Genomic DNA, 18398 nt, shown 5'->3' with positions numbered 1-18398 from the left:
GATGGTGACTCACTGAACTATTCCCCCGCGAGTCATTTTTATGTTAACGCTATTTTTCACCGTTGCGTTGGTGCATCTCGTTGCGCTGATGAGCCCCGGTCCCGATTTCTTTTTTGTTTCTCAAACTGCGGTTAGCCGTTCGCGCAAAGAAGCTATGATGGGCGTGCTGGGTATTACCTGTGGCGTCATGGTCTGGGCTGGCGTGGCACTGCTCGGCCTGCATCTGATTATCGAAAAAATGGCCTGGCTGCATACCATTATTATGGTCGGCGGGGGGCTGTACCTGTGCTGGATGGGTTATCAGATGCTGCGCGGCGCGTTTAAAAAACAGGATGTTGCAGCGCCCACTCCGCAGGTGGAGCTGGCGCAGAGCGGACGCAGCTTTTTGAAAGGTCTGCTGACCAACCTGGCGAACCCTAAAGCCATTATCTATTTTGGCTCCGTCTTCTCATTGTTCGTTGGCGACAACGTGGGAACGGGCGCGCGTTGGGGGATCTTTGCTCTGATTATCGTGGAAACGCTGGCGTGGTTTACCGTGGTCGCCAGCCTGTTTGCGCTCCCGAAAATGCGTCGTGGCTATCAGCGTCTGGCGAAGTGGATTGATGGTTTTGCCGGTGCGCTGTTCGCAGGCTTTGGTATCCATCTGATTATTTCGCGCTAAGTTTGTTGCCCGCCTGGGACTCCCAGGCGGTATGCGGCTTATTGCGCAAGCTTCTGTAGCTCATCCTTCGAAAGGCCGGTCATTTCCATAATTGCATCGGTATCAAGACCTCGCTTGAGCATCGCTTTTGCTACATCAGTAAGGGCAATGCGCCTCCCTTCTTCACGGCCTATCTGCTTTAGTTGATCCGCCATTGTCATCAGTTTGTCTCCATGCTGCGGCACACGCTGTGCCAGCTTATACAATAATGTCTGAACATCTTGTGTATTCCCTGCTTGCACCATGTAGTTTACCAGCACGGTTATTTGTTGTCCGCTCATCTTCTCCAGCATAAACAGGTGGGTAAGTTTATCCAGCAGCTGCGCCATGTCGCGCTGGCGAATGTGTTTTTGTACTAATGTCAGTGCCGCCATGCTGCGATGCTGCATGATTTCATCATCTGGAATAACCGTCACATCCACCAACGGAAACGGTGTGCTGTAAAGTTGAAGGGCGGTCGCTGAATCCTCAAAGTGATCCAGCCAGTTCATCGAACCTTGCCAGGGGCTTTGCTTGCCATGGTAAAAGAGCACTGGAATAACCAGCGGCAGAGTGTCGTTTCCCGCCTCAAGATGACGTTGCATCGCTGCGATAGCGTAGCGCATCAGGCGAAATGACATGTGCTTATCCGGTGAGCTTTGATGCTCAATGAGCACATGTACATAGCCATGTCCGCTGGTGGTTTCCAGTGAGTAGAGAATATCGCTGAAATAGGGGCGCAGATCGTCCTCCACAAAACTGCCTGATTCCAGACGGAGCGTTTCCAGTGTGCATATTTTGATTAACGAGGGAGGAAGATGAAGTTCGATAAAGTCCCGCGCGGTTTCCACGCGGGAGAGGAAGGTTTTAAATATTGCGTCATGTGGTGTTGTTACTTCCGCCATCGTTAATCATCCGTGTGTGGTGAATATGGCAGCATTCTGGCATTAGCAATCAACGTCTAACAGTACAGGATAAAAGGCTTTTCTCCCTTTGCGGCGAAGTACGAAAAGCCATGTTCAGAGGCTCTTACAGATAGCATTTCATTGCGAGCGACGTTCCATTTGCTAGGCATGCCTTGCCGATGCCAGCAGGGCGCCTATCAGCATAAATAGCGAGCCAAACACTTTGTTGAGCGCCTTCATTTGCTTTGGCCCTTTAATCCAGCCAGCAATGCGCGTGGCCAACGTCGCGTAACCGATCATCACAATGATATCGACCACGATGGTCGTGACGCCAAGCACCACGTACTGCATCAACTGCGGTTCTTGCGGCAGGATAAACTGCGGGAACAGAGCGGCAAGGAAAACTATGCTCTTAGGATTGGTCAGATTAACAAAGACCGCGCGTTTGAACAGCCGGCTGCGCGATTGCGTATTCGCCATGGTATTCAGATCGATAGCACCCGCCGCCCGCCATTGTTGAATACCCAGCCAAATCAGATAGGCCGCTCCCGCCCACTTCAGCACCTCAAATGCGATCACCGAACGTGAAAATAGCGTTCCCAGTCCTACGCCAACCAGAACGATATGAATACCCAACCCGGTCTGCAAACCCGCAATCGACGCGCTGGCACCGCGATATCCGTGGCTGATGGCGGTGGTCATGGTATTGATTGCGCCAGAGCCTGGGGACAAGCTCAAAATAATAGAGGTCAGCAGGTAGGCGAACCACCATTCAAAGGTCATGAGAAACTCCCGGATTGTCTATTTTTATGCCACAATACGCTACTGCCGTTAGGTTGTGTCAGTGACGGCGAAAAAAACGATTTTACTTGGTCAGCGAGGCTGGATACCCGATGTTTCAGCAGCAAAAAGACTGGGAAACAAGAGAAAACGCGTTTGCTGCTTTTTCCATGGGGCCACTGACAGATTTCTGGCGTCAGCGGGAAGAAGCGGAATTTACGGGCGTGGATGATATTCCCGTACATTTTGTTCGTTTTCATGCAGAAAAAAACGATCGCGTCATCGTCGTCTGTCCTGGACGCATTGAAAGCTACGTGAAATACGCTGAACTGGCGTATGACCTGTTTCATTCTGGTTTTGACGTTCTCATTATTGATCACCGTGGCCAGGGGCGTTCCGGGCGTATGCTTTCGGATCCGCACCGCGGTCATGTCGATAACTTTAATGATTATGTCGACGATCTAACCGCCTTCTGGCAGCAGGAAGTGCTACCCGGCCCGTGGAGAAAACGCTATATCCTGGCGCATTCAATGGGCGGGGCGATTGCCACGTTATTCCTGCAACGCCACCCGAATCAGTGTGATGCCATCGCGCTTTGCGCACCGATGTTTGGTATTGTGATGCGCTTTCCCGACTGGATGGTGCGCCATATACTGGACTGGGCCGAAGGGCATCCGCGGATCCGCGAAGGCTATGCGATGGGAACCGGGCGCTGGCGGGCGCTGCCGTTCGGTATGAATGCGTTAACCCATAGTCGACAGCGCTATCGGCGCAATCTACGCTTTTATGCTGATGAGCCGCGGTTGCGCGTTGGCGGTCCCACCTATCACTGGGTACGTGAAGGGATTCTGGCTGGCGAACAGGTTTTGGCTGGCGCCGGGGATGATGCGACGCCGACGCTGCTGATTCAGGCTGAAGAAGAGCGTGTGGTAGATAACCGCATGCACGATCGTTTTTGTGAACTCCGCGCCGCAGCAGGCCATCCTGTAGAAGGGGGGCAGCCGCTTGTCATCAAAGGCGCGTACCATGAGATCCTTTTTGAAAAGGACGCCATGCGCTCAGTCGCGCTTAACGCTATTGTCGAATTTTTCGACAAGCATAACTCATCCAGCGGAACCCGCTTTGCCTAGAGGTTGAATTTTCTTATGTATCAGGTTGTTGCGTCTGATTTAGACGGTACGCTGCTTTCTCCCGACCATACTCTGTCCCCTTATGCCAAAGAGACGCTGAAGTTATTGACCGCTCGCGGCGTTAACTTCGTGTTTGCGACTGGCCGTCATCATGTTGATGTGGGGCAAATTCGCGATAACCTCGGCATTAAAACCTACATGATCACGTCCAACGGCGCGCGCGTGCATGATTCTGACGGGAATCTGGTGTTTTCCCATAACCTGGATCGCGATATTGCCAGCGACCTGTTTGGCGTAGTGAATGCAAACCCGGACATCGTGACCAACGTATATCGTGATGATGAGTGGTTTATGAATCGCCATCGTCCGGACGAAATGCGTTTCTTCAAAGAAGCGGTGTTTAACTATTCACTGTTTGAACCTGCATTACTGGAGCCTGAGGGCGTCAGCAAAGTGTTCTTCACCACCGACTCTCACGAAAGGCTACTGCCGCTGGAGCAGGCGATCAACGCCCGCTGGGGCGATCGCGTCAACGTCAGCTTCTCTACGCTTACCTGTCTGGAAGTCATGGCTGGCGGCGTATCGAAAGGTCATGCGCTGGAAGCGGTAGCAAAAGCGATGGGCTACAGCCTGAAAGACTGCATCGCCTTTGGCGATGGGATGAACGATGCGGAAATGCTCTCCATGGCAGGTAAAGGCTGCATCATGGGCAACGCCCACCAGCGCCTGAAGGATCTGCACCCGGAACTGGAAGTCATTGGTCTTAATGCCGACGATGCCGTGCCACACTATCTGCGTGAACTGTTTTTGCAGTAACCTTCTGTTCGTTAGCTGACCAGTTGTCAACTAAAAACTCCGCTACAATGGGTGTACCTTTTGTTAAGAGACATCCATTGTGGCGTTACTCATCATTACCACAATTCTGTGGGCCTTTTCCTTTAGCCTGTTTGGCGAGTACCTTGCCGGTCATGTCGATAGCTATTTTGCGGTGCTGGTGCGCGTTGGGCTGGCGGCGTTGGTGTTCCTGCCGTTTTTACGTACTCGTGGGCACAGCGTAAAAACGATCGGGCTGTATATGCTGGTGGGGGCCATGCAGCTTGGCATTATGTACATGCTGAGTTTTCACGCCTATCTGTACCTGACGGTTTCAGAACTGCTGCTCTTTACCGTGCTGACGCCGCTCTACATTACGCTGATTTATGATCTGATGAGCGGACGTCGTCTGCGCTGGAGTTACGCCTTTAGTGCGTTACTGGCGGTGATTGGCGCGGGGATCATTCGTTACGATCAGGTGACCAGCCACTTCTGGACCGGTCTGCTGCTGGTGCAGTTGTCCAATATCAGCTTTGCGATTGGTATGGTGGGCTATAAACGTCTGATGGAGACGCGGCCAATGCCGCAGCACAACGCCTTTGCCTGGTTTTATATGGGCGCCTTTATGGTGGCTGTCGTGGCCTGGTTCATGCTGGGCAATGAGCAGAAAATGCCTGCAACCACGCTACAGTGGGGAATTCTGGTCTTTCTTGGCGTGGCGGCGTCCGGCATTGGTTACTTTATGTGGAACTACGGCGCGACCCAGGTGGATGCGGGCACGCTGGGCATCATGAACAATATGCATGTCCCTGCCGGACTGCTGGTTAACCTGGCTATCTGGCATCAACAACCTCACTGGCCAAGCTTCATCATTGGTGCGGCTGTGATAGTGGCTTCACTGTGGGTACATCGAAAGTGGGTCGTTCCGCACTCCGTACAAACGGCAGGTGATCGCAGGCGTGATTCCGCGCTGAGCGAATAAACGCTTCTGTGACCGGCTGTCGCTGCTCGCCATCACGCACGGCGGCGTACAGTCGGCTCCACAATCCATCACCCAGGGTTTTGGTCACTACCAGGCCCTGGCGTTCAAAACTCTCCACCACCCAGTGCGGTAATGCCGCGATACCCATTCTGGCTGCAACCATCTGAATCAGCAGCAAGGTGTTATCCACGCTTTTCAGCGACGGACTAACGCCTGCAGGCTGCAGAAAATGCCGCCATACATCCAGTCGACTCCGCTGTACCGGGTAAATCAGCAGCGTCTCGCTGGCCAAATCTTCCGGTGTGATTTGTGTTTTGCTGGCCAACGGATGGTCAGGCGCCAGTACCAGGCGGACTTCAAAATCAAACATCGGTGAGTAGTGCAATCCGCTGCGCGGCAGTATGTCGGAGGTTAACACCAGATCCAGCTCATCCTGCTGTAGCGCTGGTTGCGGATCGAACGTCACGCCGGATTTAAAGTCCATCTCCACCTGCGGCCAGTTGGCACGAAAATTCTCCAGCGCGGGCGTCAGCCATTGAATACAACTGTGACATTCAATCGCAATTCGCAACCGGGTTTGCTGCGGTTCGTTGCAGGCCTGCAGCGCACGACCAATTTGCGGCAACACCTGATTGGCTAACTGCAGCAGGATTTCTCCCTGCGGCGTAAAGCGCAGAGGCTGGCTTTTACGGATAAAAAGTCGAAAGCCAAGGCGCTGCTCCAGATCGCTGAACTGGTGAGAAAGGGCGGATTGGGTCTGATGCAACGTCGCCGCTGCGGCTGCCAGAGAACCACTATTCCGCAACGCCTGGAGCGTTTTCAGGTGTTTAATCTCGATCATGAAAGTCCTTCACTTCGGCATGAACAAATTGCGCTTGAGGAATATACAGTAACCGCCAATTATGGATGTGTAAACATCTGGACGGCTAAAATCCTTCGTCTTTTAAATTTATGGTGCGTTGGCTTCGTTTCCCCACCCCAGTCACTTACTTCAGTAAGCTCCTGGGGATGAGTAAACTTGCCGCCTTCCCTAAATTCAAAATCCATAGGATTTACATATAATTAGAGGAAGAAAAATGACAATATTGAATCACACCCTCGGTTTCCCTCGCGTTGGCCTGCGTCGCGAGTTGAAGAAAGCGCAAGAAAGCTACTGGGCGGGAAATTCTTCCCGTGAAGATTTGCTGACCGTTGGCCGAGAGCTGCGTGCCCGCCACTGGGATCAGCAGAAGCAGGCGGGCGTTGACCTGCTGCCGGTGGGTGATTTTGCCTGGTACGATCACGTGCTGACCACCAGCCTGCTGCTCGGCAACGTTCCGGCTCGCCATCAAAATAAAGACGGCTCGGTCGATATCGATACCTTATTCCGCATTGGCCGTGGCCGCGCACCAACGGGTGAACCCGCGGCGGCGGCAGAAATGACCAAATGGTTTAACACCAACTATCACTACATGGTGCCAGAGTTCACTAAAGGTCAGCAGTTCAAACTGACCTGGACCCAACTGCTGGATGAAGTGGACGAAGCGCTGGCGCTCGGCCACAAGGTGAAGCCTGTGCTGCTGGGGCCGGTAACCTACCTGTGGTTGGGTAAAGTGAAAGGGGAACAGTTTGATCGCCTGAGCCTGTTGAACGACATTCTGCCGGTTTACCAGCAGGTACTGGCCGAGTTGGCGAAACGCGGTATTGAGTGGGTGCAGATTGACGAACCCGCGCTGGTACTGGAATTGCCGCAAGCGTGGCTGGACGCCTTCAAACCTGCTTATGACGTGCTGACGGGTCAGGTGAAGCTGCTACTGACCACCTACTTCGAAGGCGTAACGCCAAACCTGGATACCATTACCGCCCTGCCGGTGCAGGGACTGCACGTTGACTTCGCGCACGGCAAAGATGATGCAGCCGAGCTGCACACGCGTCTGCCAGCCGACTGGCTGCTGTCAGCGGGGCTGGTGAACGGCCGCAACGTCTGGCGTGCCGATCTCAGCGAAAAATACTCACAAATCAAAGATATCGTCGGGAAACGTAACCTGTGGGTGGCTTCTTCCTGCTCCCTGCTGCACAGCCCAATCGATCTCAGTGTTGAAACCCGCCTTGATGCAGAAGTGAAGAGCTGGTTTGCCTTCGCCCTGCAAAAATGCGGCGAGCTGGCGCTGCTGCGCGATGCATTGAATAGCGGTGATACGGCGGCAATTGTCGAGTGGAGCGCACCGATTCAGGCTCGTCGTCACTCTACCCGCGTACACAACGCCGCAGTGGAAAAACGTCTGGCGGCAATCACCGCCCAGGACAGCCAGCGTGCTAACGCTTACCCGGTTCGTGCCGAGGCGCAACGTGCCCGCTTTAATCTGCCGGCATGGCCAACTACGACTATCGGTTCATTCCCGCAAACCACAGAAATTCGCGGCCTGCGCCTGGACTTCAAAAAGGGCAACCTGGATGCCGGTAACTATCGCACCGGAATTGCGGAACATATTAAACAGGCGATTGTTGAACAGGAACGTCTGGGTCTAGACGTGCTGGTACACGGTGAAGCCGAGCGTAATGACATGGTTGAATACTTTGGCGAGCATCTGGACGGTTTCGTCTTTACCCAGAACGGTTGGGTGCAGAGCTACGGCTCTCGCTGCGTGAAGCCGCCGGTGGTGATTGGCGACGTCAGCCGCCCGGAAGCGATCACCGTGGAGTGGGCGAAATATGCCCAGTCGCTGACCGACAAACCGGTAAAAGGCATGCTGACCGGTCCGGTGACCATTCTCTGCTGGTCATTCCCGCGTGAAGACGTGACGCGTGAAACCATCGCGAAGCAGATCGCGCTGGCGCTGCGTGATGAAGTGGCGGATCTGGAAGCGGCGGGTATCGGCATCATCCAGATTGATGAACCGGCACTGCGCGAAGGTTTACCACTACGTCGCAGCGACTGGGCGGCGTATCTGGAGTGGGGAGTGGAAGCCTTCCGCATTAACGCGGCGGTAGCGAAGGATGAAACCCAGATCCACACCCACATGTGTTATTGCGAGTTCAACGACATCATGGACTCCATTGCGGCGCTGGATGCGGACGTGATTACCATCGAAACCTCGCGCTCTGATATGGAATTGCTGGAATCGTTTGAAGAGTTCGACTATCCGAACGAAATCGGGCCGGGCGTATACGATATTCACTCGCCGAACGTTCCGAGCGTGGAGTGGATTGAAGCCCTGTTGAAGAAAGCCGAGCAGCGCATTCCAGCAGAACGTCTGTGGGTGAACCCGGACTGCGGCCTGAAAACCCGCGGCTGGCCGGAAACCCGTGCCGCGCTGGCGAACATGGTCAAAGCGGCGCAGAATCTGCGTCAGGCGTAATTCGGTGCCCGGGAAGCGCTGGTGCTTACCCGGGTTACAGGAAATCGCAATAGTTGTAGGCCCGGTCAGGCGTCGCTGCCACCGGGCAATTAACGTTTATTTCTTCCCACCGTATTGCACGAACCACTCCAGCATTCTCTGCCAACCGTCTTTCGCGGACTCTTCGTGATAGCTCGGGCGATAATCGGCGTTGAACGCATGTCCGGCATCGGGATAGACCACGATTTCCGCTTTAGCATTGGCGGCGCGTAGCGCCTGGCGCATTGTTTCAACGGTATCTTGCGGAATGCTGGTGTCCTGGCCGCCATAAAGCCCCAAAACGGGGGCGTTAAGATCGGTTGCGATATCAACGGGATGTTTTGGCGAGTTGAGGGTTTTATCACCCACCAGTTTGCCATACCACGCCACGGCCGCTTTTAACTGCGGATTATGTGCGGCATACAGCCAGGTGATGCGCCCACCCCAGCAAAATCCGGTGATCATCAACTGGTGGGCATCTCCTCCGTTGCGGGAGGCCCAGCTGGCGACGTGGTCCAGATCGGCCAGTACCTGAGAGTCAGGCACTTTGGCGACAAGACCGCTGAGTAGCGTAGGGATATCGGCAAAGTCATTGGGATCGCCTTCGCGAAAATAGAGTTCTGGTGCGATAGCCAGATACCCTTCCAGAGCCAGACGGCGGCAAACGTCACGAATGTGTTCATGAATGCCAAAAATTTCCTGCACGACAATAACCACGGGCAGGGGGCCATCGGTCTGTTTTGGTCGTGCGTGATACGCTGGCATATCATCGCCTTGTGACGGTATGGACGTTACCCCGGCGATAATTGCGTTATCCGGAGTGTGGACCGTGGTAGACGTCGGTGGAGATACAGCAGGTGCAAAGCCAGATTGTCGTGTTGTCATGGTATTCTCCGTACCCTTAAATATTCAGCCAAAAAGCGCATTGTTAACTATAGACACATGCAACGAACCACATTGCCTTAAACGGTCTATCTTTTGTGCAGGGCTTACTTATATCGCATCATTTATGTGATAAAGATCACTATTTAATGGTAATCGAATGCAATTGATTTACATCATAGTGATGACTGTCACGAAAATATGTTTATGCCTTCGGTAAAGTGTGTTTTTGCTTCTTCTGACAAAACCGATTCACAGAGGAGTTTTTATGTCTAAGTCTGATGTTTTTCATCTCGGCCTCACTAAGAACGATTTACAAGGGGCTACGCTTGCTATCGTCCCTGGCGACCCGGAGCGTGTGGAAAAGATCGCCGCGCTGATGGATAAGCCGGTTAAGCTGGCATCTCATCGCGAGTTCACCACCTGGCGTGCTGAGCTGGATGGTAAAGCCGTGATCGTTTGCTCTACCGGTATCGGCGGCCCGTCCACCTCTATTGCCGTAGAAGAACTGGCTCAGCTGGGCATTCGTACCTTCCTGCGTATCGGTACGACTGGCGCTATCCAGCCGCATATCAACGTGGGTGATGTACTGGTTACCACTGCATCTGTTCGTCTGGACGGTGCAAGCCTGCACTTCGCACCAATGGAATTCCCGGCCGTTGCGGACTTCGAGTGCACCACCGCGCTGGTGGAAGCGGCGAAATCTATCGGCGCCACCACTCACGTGGGGGTTACCGCGTCTTCTGACACCTTCTACCCGGGCCAGGAGCGTTATGACACTTTCTCTGGTCGCGTCGTGAGCCGTTTCAAAGGCTCAATGGAAGAGTGGCAGTCTATGGGCGTCATGAACTACGAAATGGAATCTGCTACGCTGCTGACCATGTGCGCAAGCCAGGGTCTGCGTGCCGGTATGGTCGCGGGTGTTATCGTGAACCGTACTCAGCAAGAGATCCCTAATGCGGAAACGATGAAACAAACGGAAAGTCACGCGGTGAAAATCGTGGTAGAAGCCGCGCGTCGTTTACTGTAATTCTCCCTTCTATTCAAAAAGGCCGACGCGTTCGGCCTTTTTATTTTGCGTAGTGCCTCGCAGGAAATTCCTTTTAAACTGGACGTTTATACAGCACAATTCTATTTTGTGCGGGTAAGTCGTTGCTGTAAGGGGGCGTTGTGGATATTTCAATTATGATGAGTGCCGTGTTGGCGTTAGCCGCAGGGCTACTGGTAGGGTGGCTGGCGACAAAAGCACGCGCCGATCAAATCCGCGCCGACCTCATCGAAGAGCGACGTGAACTGGATATTGCGCTAAGCGCCGCTCGCCAGCAGCTCTCGCAGGAAGCACACTGGCGTGATGAGTGCGAACTCCTCAATAACGAATTACGCAGTCTGCACAGTATCAACACCTCTCTGGAAGCCGATCTCCGTGAAGTCACTACCCGGCTGGAAGCAACGCAACAGCATGCGGAAGATAAAATCCGCCAGATGATCAACAGCGAACAGCGTCTGAGCGAACAGTTTGAAAATCTGGCGAATCGTATTTTTGAGCACAGCAACCGCCGTGTTGATGAGCAAAATCGCCAAAGTCTGAACAGCCTGCTTGCGCCGCTTCGTGAACAACTGGACGGTTTTCGTCGCCAGGTTCAGGATAGCTTTGGTAAAGAGGCACAAGAACGCCATACCCTGGCACACGAAATTCGTAATCTCCAACAACTGAATGCGCAGATGGCGCAGGAAGCGGTAAACCTGACGCGGGCATTAAAAGGCGATAACAAAACGCAGGGTAACTGGGGAGAGGTCGTACTCACGCGGGTACTCGAAGCCTCTGGTCTGCGTGAAGGTTATGAATATGAAACCCAGGTCAGCATCGAAAACGACGCCCGTTCGCGAATGCAGCCTGATGTCATCGTTCGGCTACCGCAGGGTAAAGATGTGGTGATCGATGCGAAAATGACGCTGGTCGCCTATGAGCGCTATTTTAACGCAGAAGACGAATACACCCGCGAAAGTGCATTGCAGGAGCACATCGCCTCGGTGCGTAACCATATTCGACTGCTGGGGCGCAAAGATTATCAGCAGCTTCCTGGGCTGCGTACGCTTGACTACGTGCTGATGTTTATCCCCGTTGAGCCCGCTTTTTTACTGGCGCTCGACCGACAGCCCGAACTGATTACCGAAGCGCTTAGAAATAACATTATGCTGGTGAGCCCTACCACGCTGTTGGTGGCATTGCGCACGATCGCCAACTTGTGGCGCTACGAGCATCAGAGTCGTAATGCGCAACAAATTGCCGATCGGGCCAGCAAACTTTATGACAAGATGCGGTTGTTTGTGGATGATATGTCGGCAATAGGTCAAAGCCTGGACAAAGCCCAGGACAACTACCGACAGGCGATGAAAAAACTCTCTTCCGGTCGTGGAAACGTCCTGTCGCAGGCAGAAGCTTTTCGTAGTTTAGGCGTGGAAATTAAGCGCGAGATAAATCCTGAGCTGGCTGAACAAGCTACTACACAGGATGAAGAATACCGCTTGCGCTCGGTCCCTGAGACGCAACAAGATGCGTCTTACCCCGAGGATGAAGCGGTAAATCAGCAATCAAACTAGTCCATTTGGGGTAGTTGAACCCGGTAGAAGGGTAGGGCAAATTGGCCCAATCTGTTACACTTCTCGAACATTTTTTGGATGAGCAGGCACTGAGATGGTGGATAATTCACAAGAAACGACGCACTTTGGCTTTCAGACCGTCGCTAAAGAGCAGAAAGCTGACATGGTGGCCCACGTTTTTCATTCTGTGGCGTCTAAATATGACGTTATGAATGACTTAATGTCATTTGGCATTCATCGTTTGTGGAAGCGCTTCACCATTGATTGCAGTGGCGTGCGTCGCGGGCAAACCGTTCTCGATTTAGCAGGCGGTACCGGCGATCTGACGGCGAAATTCTCTCGCATGGTTGGTGAAACCGGCAAAGTTGTGCTGGCGGATATCAATGACTCAATGCTCAAAATGGGTCGCGAAAAGCTGCGTAATATTGGCGTGGTAGGTAACGTTGAGTACGTTCAGGCGAATGCGGAAGCATTACCTTTCCCTGACAACACGTTTGACTGCATCACCATCTCTTTCGGTCTGCGCAACGTAACGGATAAAGACAAAGCATTACGCTCCATGTACCGCGTATTGAAGCCGGGCGGACGTCTACTGGTGCTGGAATTCTCCAAACCCATAATCGAACCGTTGAGCAAAGCCTACGACGCATACTCTTTCCATGTTCTGCCGCGCATAGGTTCAATGGTAGCAAGCGATGCGGACAGCTACCGTTATTTGGCGGAGTCCATCCGTATGCATCCCGATCAGGACACCTTAAAAGCAATGATGCAAGATGCCGGGTTCGAAAGCGTTGATTACTACAACCTGACAGCAGGTGTCGTTGCGCTGCATCGTGGTTACAAGTTCTGACAGGAGAGTGGGGATGCCTTTAAAACCCTTAGTAACCGCAGGCGTTGAAAATCTGCTCAACACCTTTCTGTACCGTTCTCCTGCGCTGAAGTCAGCCCGAACGCGTTTACAGGGTAAGGTGCTGCGTGTTGATCTCAAAGGATTTTCAACACCGTTAGTCCTGGTATTTAGCGAGCGCCAGGTCGATGTGCTGGGGGCATGGGAAGGCGAAGCCGATTGCACCGTAATCACATATGCCAGTGTGTTACCGAAATTGCGTGATCGACAGCAACTCACCACGCTTATCCGCAGCGGTGAGCTGGAAGTCCAGGGCGATATCCAGGTAGTACAGAACTTTGTTGCGCTGGCCGATCTGGCGGAGTTGGATCCTGCAGAACTGTTAGCACCCTATACCGGCGATATCGTCGCGGAAGGGGTCAGCAAAGTCTTGCGTGGTGGAGCGAAGTTCCTGTGCCATAACTTTCAGCGCCAGCAGCGCTATGTCGCCGAAGCGATCACTGAAGAGTGGCGCATGGCTCCTGGTCCACTAGAGGTTGCATGGTTTGCTGAAGAAACGGCAGCCGTTGAGCGCGCGGTTGAATCTCTGGCCAAACGGCTGGAAAAACTGGAGGCCAAATGACGCCAGGTGAAGTACGGCGCCTTTATTTCATCATTCGCACTTTTTTAAGCTACGGTCTTGATGAACTCATCCCCAAAATGCGAATCACGCTGCCGCTTCGGTTGTGGCGTTACTCGTTGTTCTGGATGCCCAACCGACATAAAGACAAACCGCTGGGAGAAAGGCTGAGACTGGCTTTACAGGAACTCGGCCCGGTGTGGATCAAGTTTGGGCAAATGCTCTCTACCCGTCGTGACCTTTTCCCTCCGCACATCGCCGATCAGCTTGCGCTATTGCAGGATCGGGTTGCCCCGTTCGATGGGCTTAGAGCGAAAAAACAAATCGAAGAGGCTATGGGCGGGCTGCCCGTTGAGGAATGGTTTGATGATTTTGAAATCACGCCACTGGCATCTGCGTCTGTTGCTCAGGTCCACACTGCGCGATTGAAATCGAATGGCAAAGAGGTGGTGATCAAAGTTATTCGCCCGGACATACTCCCGGTCATCAAAGCGGATTTAAAACTGATCTACCGCCTGGCTCGTTGGGTTCCTCGTCTGCTGCCAGATGGACGTCGCCTGCGACCAACAGAAGTCGTCCGTGAATATGAAAAAACGTTGATCGATGAACTGAATCTGCTGCGCGAATCGGCGAACGCCATTCAGCTACGACGTAATTTTGAAGATAGTCCGATGCTGTACATCCCGGAAGTGTATTCCGACTATTGCAGTCAGAACATGATGGTGATGGAGCGCATTTACGGTATCCCGGTTTCAGATGTCACCACGCTTGAGAAGAACGGCACCAATATGAAACTGTTGGCCGAGCGTGGTGTTCAGGTCTTCTTTACTCAGGTATTCCGCGACAGCTTTTTCCATGCGGATATGCACCCCGGGAACATTTTTGTCAGTTATGAGCACCCTGAAAACCCGAAATACATTGGTATTGATTGTGGGATTGTGGGCTCTTTAAACAAAGAAGATAAGCGCTACCTGGCTGAAAACTTCATTGCGTTCTTTAACCGCGATTACCGCAAAGTTGCTGAACTGCACGTGGATTCTGGTTGGGTTCCGCCGGATACCAACGTAGAAGAGTTTGAATTTGCCATTCGTACCGTGTGCGAGCCGATTTTTGAAAAGCCGCTGGCGGAGATTTCCTTTGGTCACGTGCTGTTGAATCTGTTCAACACTGCGCGCCGCTTCAATATGGAAGTTCAGCCTCAACTGGTATTGCTCCAGAAAACGCTACTGTACGTTGAAGGTGTCGGACGACAACTCTACCCTCAGTTAGATTTGTGGAAAACGGCTAAGCCATTCCTCGAATCCTGGATTAAAGATCAGGTCGGTATTCCGGCGCTCGTTAGGGCATTTAAAGAAAAAGCACCGTTCTGGGTCGAAAAAATGCCAGAAATACCTGAACTGGTGTATGACAGTTTGCGCCAGGGCAAATATTTACAGCACAGTGTTGATAAGATTGCCCGCGAGCTTCACGCGAATCATGTACGCCAGGGACAATCCCGTTATTTATTGGGCATTGGCGCAACATTGTTGCTAAGTGGAACATTCCTGCTGGTAAGCCGCCCTGAGTGGGGGCTTATGCCGGGCTGGTTAATGGCGGGAGGCGTCATAGCCTGGTTGATCGGCTGGCGCAAAATGCGCTGAATTTTTCATCGCCCAAGGCAGGTCGTGTAACGTATACTACGGCCTTATTAATTCATCATCTATGACAGAGGAACATGTATGGGTGGTATCAGTATTTGGCAGTTGTTGATCATTGCCGTCATCGTTGTACTGCTATTTGGCACCAAGAAACTCGGCTCCATCGGTTCCGATCTTGGCGCGTCGATCAAAGGCTTCAAAAAAGCGATGGGTGATGATGAGCCTAAGCAAGATAAAACCAGCCAGGACGCTGATTTTACTGCTAAATCCATCACCGATAAGCAGGGTGAAGTGAAAAAGGAAGACGCCAAAAGCCAAGATAAAGAGCAGGTATAATCCGTGTTTGATATCGGTTTTAGCGAACTGTTATTGGTGTTCGTGATCGGCCTCATTGTTCTGGGGCCGCAACGATTACCTGTAGCGGTAAAAACGGTTGCTGGCTGGGTTCGCGCTTTGCGCTCCCTTGCAACTACTGTTCAGAATGAACTGACCCAGGAGCTTAAGCTTCAGGAGTTTCAGGACAGCCTGAAGAAAGTAGAGAAAGCGAGCCTGACAAATCTGACCCCGGAGCTGAAAGCGTCAATGGATGAGCTGCGTGAAGCGGCGGAATCGATGAAGCGTTCTTACAGCGTGCACGATCCTGAGAAAGCGAGCGATGAAGCGCACACTATCCATAATCCGGTGGTGAAAGAAGGTGAAGCGCAGCGAGAAGGGGTAACCCCTGCCGCCGCTGAAAACCAGGCCAGTTCGCCGGAGCAAAAACCGGAATCCACGGGTGCTAAAACGCCAGAGCAGACGGAAAACACTTCCGCCACGTTGATGGATGCAGAAAAGAAAGCTGCCGCACCTGTTGTCGAATCCTCCCCCTCGTCGAGTGATAAACCGTAAACATGGCTGTAGAAGATACCCAACCGCTCATTACGCATCTTATCGAGCTGCGTAAGCGACTCCTGAACTGCATTATTGCGGTTATCGTGATCTTTCTGGCGTTGGTTTACTTTGCCAACGACATTTACCATATGGTTGCGGCACCGCTGATTAAACAGATGCCGCAGGGTGCAACGATGATCGCCACCGATGTGGCCTCACCGTTCTTTACCCCTATAAAGTTAACCTTCATGGTGTCGCTGATCCTGTCAGCGCCAGTGATCCTCTACCAGGTATGGGCATTTATTGCGCCTGCTTTGTACAAACATGAACGTCGCCTGGTTGTGCCGCTGCTGGTCTCCAGCTCGTTGTTGTTCTACATCGGCATGGCATTCGCCTATTTTGTCGTCTTCCCGTTGGCGTTTGGTTTTCTGGCTAACACGGCTCCGCAAGGCGTGCAGGTATCGACGGACATTGCCAGCTATCTCAGCTTCGTAATGGCGCTATTTATGGCTTTCGGTGTCTCTTTTGAGGTCCCTGTCGCCATTGTGCTGCTATGCTGGATGGGCATTACGACACCTGAAGATTTACGTAAGAAACGACCTTACGTTGTGGTGGGAGCATTCGTCGTCGGGATGTTACTGACCCCGCCAGATGTCTTCTCGCAAACGTTGTTGGCGATACCGATGTACTGCCTGTTTGAAGTGGGCGTTTTCTTCTCTCGTTTCTATGTCGGTAAGCGACGTACGCGAGATGAGGACAACGAGGCTGAAGAAGCAAAAGAAGCCGAAGCCACCGAGAAAACAGAAGAGTAAATTCAACCGCCCGTCAGGGCGGTTGTCATATGGGAGGTAGCATGTTTGATATTGGCGTTAATTTAACCAGTTCACAATTTGCGAAAGACAGGGATGATGTTGTGGCGCGCGCCTTTGCTGCGGGCGTAAACGGTATGCTTCTGACCGGAACAAACCTGCACGAAAGCCAGCAGGCGCTGAAGTTGGCGCAACATTATCCGCATTGCTGGTCCACGGCTGGCGTGCACCCGCATGACAGTAGCCAATGGCAATCCTCAACGGAAGACGAGATTATCGCGCTGGCAAACCAGTCTGAGGTGGTCGCTATTGGCGAGTGCGGTCTGGATTTCAATCGCAATTTCTCCACGCCACAGGAGCAGGAACGTGCTTTTGAGGCACAACTGCGCATTGCCGCTGAACTGCAGATGCCGGTTTTCATGCATTGTCGGGATGCCCATGAGCGTTTTCTGACGTTGCTGGAGCCGTGGCTGGATAGTCTCCCGGGCGCGGTGCTGCACTGTTTTACCGGAACGCGGCAGGAGATGCAGGATTGTGTGGACCGAGGGCTTTATATTGGTATTACCGGCTGGGTCTGTGATGAGCGCCGTGGGATGGAACTGCGGGAACTGCTGCCGTTTATTCCGGTAGAAAGACTACTGATCGAAACCGATGCGCCTTACCTACTTCCTCGCGACTTAACGCCTAAACCGACGTCACGGCGCAATGAACCGGCGCACCTGCCACATATTCTTGAGCGTATTGCCCACTGGCGCGGAGAAGATCCTCAATGGCTGTCAGCAACCATTGATGCTAACGTCCGAACGTTGTTTGAAGTGACCTTCTAAACGGCTTAAATTTTTCTAAAACCGGTATTTTTCACGCTCTGCTTAACTTCTTTATTCAACAGGTTAAGCAGTAGCATGGAACGCGCTTCGCCATCCGGTTCGGTGAAGATCGCTTTTAGCCCCTCAAATGCCCCTTCAGTAATAATCACGCTGTCCCCTGGCTGAGGAGTTTGCGGGTCCACAATACCTTCAGGCTTGTAGATAGAAAGCTGGTGAATAACGGGAGAAGGGACGGTCGCAGGCGTCGCGCCAAAACGGACGAAATGGCTGACACCACGCGTGGCATTGATAGTGGTGGTGTGGATCACTTCCGGGTCGAACTCGACAAACATGTAATTAGGGAATAGTGGTTCACTGACTGTGGTACGTTTACCGCGCACTATTTTTTCCAGGGTGATCATAGGCGTCAGGCAGTTCACCGCCTGTCTTTCCAGGTGTTCCTGGGCTCTCTGAAGTTGCCCACGTTTGCAGTACAGTAAATACCAGGATTGCATAATAACTCTTATCCGCTTGTTCTGAGCGCAAGCATAGCAAAAGCCATGCGTTAAGTTAATTATACCCACCTCAACGCAGGCTGAAACCCAATGGGTATATACGCCCGGGGCTTATATGTATCGCCAGAGTTCACGCTAATTTAACAAAAATACAGCATCACAATGAT

The 18398-nt window shown here is 52.6% G+C and carries 19 protein-coding genes; 14 read left to right on the top strand and 5 right to left on the bottom strand.

Translation table 11 applies throughout. The features are described from left to right. Positions 1 to 40 precede the first annotated feature (40 nt). On the top strand, positions 41 to 661 hold the full coding sequence (rhtC, locus tag ACHHZ7_RS18210; RefSeq protein ID WP_060683021.1) for a threonine export protein RhtC: 621 nt from the start codon (positions 41 to 43) through the stop codon (positions 659 to 661). 38 nt (positions 662 to 699) lie between these two features. Here rhtC and ACHHZ7_RS18205 read toward each other — a convergent pair whose 3' ends face one another. Beyond that, positions 700 to 1584 carry an Rpn family recombination-promoting nuclease/putative transposase gene (locus ACHHZ7_RS18205; protein WP_060683022.1) on the bottom strand — a complete coding sequence of 295 codons (885 nt, stop codon included), beginning with the start codon at positions 1582 to 1584 and terminating at the stop codon, positions 700 to 702. 162 nt (positions 1585 to 1746) lie between these two features. Further along, positions 1747 to 2367, bottom strand: coding sequence for a homoserine/homoserine lactone efflux protein (gene rhtB / locus ACHHZ7_RS18200; protein ID WP_003828938.1), 621 nt, complete (start codon positions 2365 to 2367; stop codon positions 1747 to 1749). 110 nt (positions 2368 to 2477) lie between these two features. Between rhtB and pldB the strand changes: the two genes are divergently transcribed. From pldB to ACHHZ7_RS18185, 3 genes are all read left to right on the top strand, one after another. Next, positions 2478 to 3494 (top strand): lysophospholipase L2, encoded by a 1017-nt coding sequence (gene pldB / locus ACHHZ7_RS18195; protein ID WP_003017911.1) that lies wholly within the window; start codon positions 2478 to 2480, stop codon positions 3492 to 3494. A 15-nt stretch (positions 3495 to 3509) separates the two neighbouring features. Continuing rightward, on the top strand, positions 3510 to 4310 hold the full coding sequence (gene yigL, locus ACHHZ7_RS18190) for a sugar/pyridoxal phosphate phosphatase YigL (protein WP_008787091.1): 801 nt from the start codon (positions 3510 to 3512) through the stop codon (positions 4308 to 4310). Positions 4311 to 4389: 79 nt separating this feature from the next. Then, positions 4390 to 5289 (top strand): carboxylate/amino acid/amine transporter, encoded by a 900-nt coding sequence (locus tag ACHHZ7_RS18185; protein ID WP_060683023.1) that lies wholly within the window; start codon positions 4390 to 4392, stop codon positions 5287 to 5289. On the opposite strand, the gene metR is transcribed toward ACHHZ7_RS18185, so the two are convergent. Further along, on the bottom strand, positions 5177 to 6130 hold the full coding sequence (metR, locus tag ACHHZ7_RS18180) for an HTH-type transcriptional regulator MetR (protein ID WP_003017908.1): 954 nt from the start codon (positions 6128 to 6130) through the stop codon (positions 5177 to 5179). The genes ACHHZ7_RS18185 and metR overlap by 113 nt on opposite strands. Before the next feature lie 235 nt (positions 6131 to 6365). Here metR and metE point away from each other — a divergent pair, with 235 nt between their 5' ends. Next, positions 6366 to 8627: a 5-methyltetrahydropteroyltriglutamate--homocysteine S-methyltransferase gene (gene metE / locus ACHHZ7_RS18175; RefSeq protein ID WP_395149142.1), complete on the top strand. Its 2262-nt coding sequence runs from the start codon at positions 6366 to 6368 to the stop codon at positions 8625 to 8627. Between the two features lie 96 nt (positions 8628 to 8723). Here the strand turns inward: metE and ACHHZ7_RS18170 are convergent, their stop codons facing one another. Next, on the bottom strand, positions 8724 to 9530 hold the full coding sequence (locus tag ACHHZ7_RS18170; RefSeq protein ID WP_057067475.1) for a dienelactone hydrolase family protein: 807 nt from the start codon (positions 9528 to 9530) through the stop codon (positions 8724 to 8726). 265 nt (positions 9531 to 9795) lie between these two features. On the opposite strand from ACHHZ7_RS18170, the gene udp reads away from it, so the two are divergent. The 9 genes from udp (at position 9796) to tatD (ending at position 17737) form a co-directional block, all read left to right on the top strand. Then, entirely contained in the window at positions 9796 to 10557 is a 762-nt protein-coding gene (udp, locus tag ACHHZ7_RS18165; RefSeq protein WP_003828923.1) for a uridine phosphorylase, read from the top strand. A 140-nt stretch (positions 10558 to 10697) separates the two neighbouring features. Continuing rightward, a complete protein-coding gene (gene rmuC / locus ACHHZ7_RS18160; protein ID WP_095533171.1) occupies positions 10698 to 12128 on the top strand; it encodes a DNA recombination protein RmuC in 1431 nt (476 codons plus the stop codon). A gap of 94 nt (positions 12129 to 12222) precedes the next feature. Further along, positions 12223 to 12978: a bifunctional demethylmenaquinone methyltransferase/2-methoxy-6-polyprenyl-1,4-benzoquinol methylase UbiE gene (ubiE, locus tag ACHHZ7_RS18155; RefSeq protein ID WP_003017897.1), complete on the top strand. Its 756-nt coding sequence runs from the start codon at positions 12223 to 12225 to the stop codon at positions 12976 to 12978. 13 nt (positions 12979 to 12991) lie between these two features. Beyond that, on the top strand, positions 12992 to 13597 hold the full coding sequence (ubiJ, locus tag ACHHZ7_RS18150) for a ubiquinone biosynthesis protein UbiJ (protein ID WP_003828918.1): 606 nt from the start codon (positions 12992 to 12994) through the stop codon (positions 13595 to 13597). Further along, a complete protein-coding gene (gene ubiB, locus ACHHZ7_RS18145; protein ID WP_003828916.1) occupies positions 13594 to 15234 on the top strand; it encodes a ubiquinone biosynthesis regulatory protein kinase UbiB in 1641 nt (546 codons plus the stop codon). The genes ubiJ and ubiB overlap by 4 nt, the downstream gene beginning before the upstream one ends. A 78-nt stretch (positions 15235 to 15312) precedes the next feature. Then, complete coding sequence (gene tatA / locus ACHHZ7_RS18140) at positions 15313 to 15567, top strand: Sec-independent protein translocase subunit TatA (RefSeq protein ID WP_003017888.1); 255 nt, start codon at positions 15313 to 15315, stop codon at positions 15565 to 15567. Between the two features lie 3 nt (positions 15568 to 15570). After that, positions 15571 to 16119, top strand: coding sequence for a Sec-independent protein translocase protein TatB (gene tatB / locus ACHHZ7_RS18135; RefSeq protein WP_048227528.1), 549 nt, complete (start codon positions 15571 to 15573; stop codon positions 16117 to 16119). Positions 16120 to 16121: 2 nt separating this feature from the next. Beyond that, a complete protein-coding gene (tatC, locus tag ACHHZ7_RS18130) occupies positions 16122 to 16913 on the top strand; it encodes a Sec-independent protein translocase subunit TatC (protein ID WP_003828911.1) in 792 nt (263 codons plus the stop codon). Positions 16914 to 16954: 41 nt separating this feature from the next. Continuing rightward, complete coding sequence (gene tatD / locus ACHHZ7_RS18125; protein ID WP_032945714.1) at positions 16955 to 17737, top strand: 3'-5' ssDNA/RNA exonuclease TatD; 783 nt, start codon at positions 16955 to 16957, stop codon at positions 17735 to 17737. Between the two features lie 5 nt (positions 17738 to 17742). Here the strand turns inward: tatD and rfaH are convergent, their stop codons facing one another. Further along, on the bottom strand, positions 17743 to 18231 hold the full coding sequence (gene rfaH, locus ACHHZ7_RS18120) for a transcription/translation regulatory transformer protein RfaH (protein ID WP_003017881.1): 489 nt from the start codon (positions 18229 to 18231) through the stop codon (positions 17743 to 17745). Positions 18232 to 18398: the final 167 nt, after the last annotated feature.

The sequence above is a fragment of the Citrobacter freundii complex sp. 2024EL-00216 genome (genome assembly GCF_043945515.1).
GTDB lineage: Bacteria > Pseudomonadota > Gammaproteobacteria > Enterobacterales > Enterobacteriaceae > Citrobacter > Citrobacter portucalensis.
Note: the sequence above shows the minus strand (reverse complement) of the source record. Positions and strands in the feature narration are given on the sequence as shown.

Coding starts and splice junctions, on each gene's coding strand:
- rhtC (WP_060683021.1), top strand. CDS start 41: ATGTTAACGCTATTTTTCACCGTTGCGTTGGTGCATCTCGTTGCGCTG.
- ACHHZ7_RS18205 (WP_060683022.1), bottom strand. CDS start 1,584: ATGGCGGAAGTAACAACACCACATGACGCAATATTTAAAACCTTCCTC.
- rhtB (WP_003828938.1), bottom strand. CDS start 2,367: ATGACCTTTGAATGGTGGTTCGCCTACCTGCTGACCTCTATTATTTTG.
- pldB (WP_003017911.1), top strand. CDS start 2,478: ATGTTTCAGCAGCAAAAAGACTGGGAAACAAGAGAAAACGCGTTTGCT.
- yigL (WP_008787091.1), top strand. CDS start 3,510: ATGTATCAGGTTGTTGCGTCTGATTTAGACGGTACGCTGCTTTCTCCC.
- metR (WP_003017908.1), bottom strand. CDS start 6,130: ATGATCGAGATTAAACACCTGAAAACGCTCCAGGCGTTGCGGAATAGT.
- metE (WP_395149142.1), top strand. CDS start 6,366: ATGACAATATTGAATCACACCCTCGGTTTCCCTCGCGTTGGCCTGCGT.
- ACHHZ7_RS18170 (WP_057067475.1), bottom strand. CDS start 9,530: ATGACAACACGACAATCTGGCTTTGCACCTGCTGTATCTCCACCGACG.
- udp (WP_003828923.1), top strand. CDS start 9,796: ATGTCTAAGTCTGATGTTTTTCATCTCGGCCTCACTAAGAACGATTTA.
- ubiE (WP_003017897.1), top strand. CDS start 12,223: ATGGTGGATAATTCACAAGAAACGACGCACTTTGGCTTTCAGACCGTC.
- ubiJ (WP_003828918.1), top strand. CDS start 12,992: ATGCCTTTAAAACCCTTAGTAACCGCAGGCGTTGAAAATCTGCTCAAC.
- ubiB (WP_003828916.1), top strand. CDS start 13,594: ATGACGCCAGGTGAAGTACGGCGCCTTTATTTCATCATTCGCACTTTT.
- tatA (WP_003017888.1), top strand. CDS start 15,313: ATGGGTGGTATCAGTATTTGGCAGTTGTTGATCATTGCCGTCATCGTT.
- tatC (WP_003828911.1), top strand. CDS start 16,122: ATGGCTGTAGAAGATACCCAACCGCTCATTACGCATCTTATCGAGCTG.
- tatD (WP_032945714.1), top strand. CDS start 16,955: ATGTTTGATATTGGCGTTAATTTAACCAGTTCACAATTTGCGAAAGAC.
- rfaH (WP_003017881.1), bottom strand. CDS start 18,231: ATGCAATCCTGGTATTTACTGTACTGCAAACGTGGGCAACTTCAGAGA.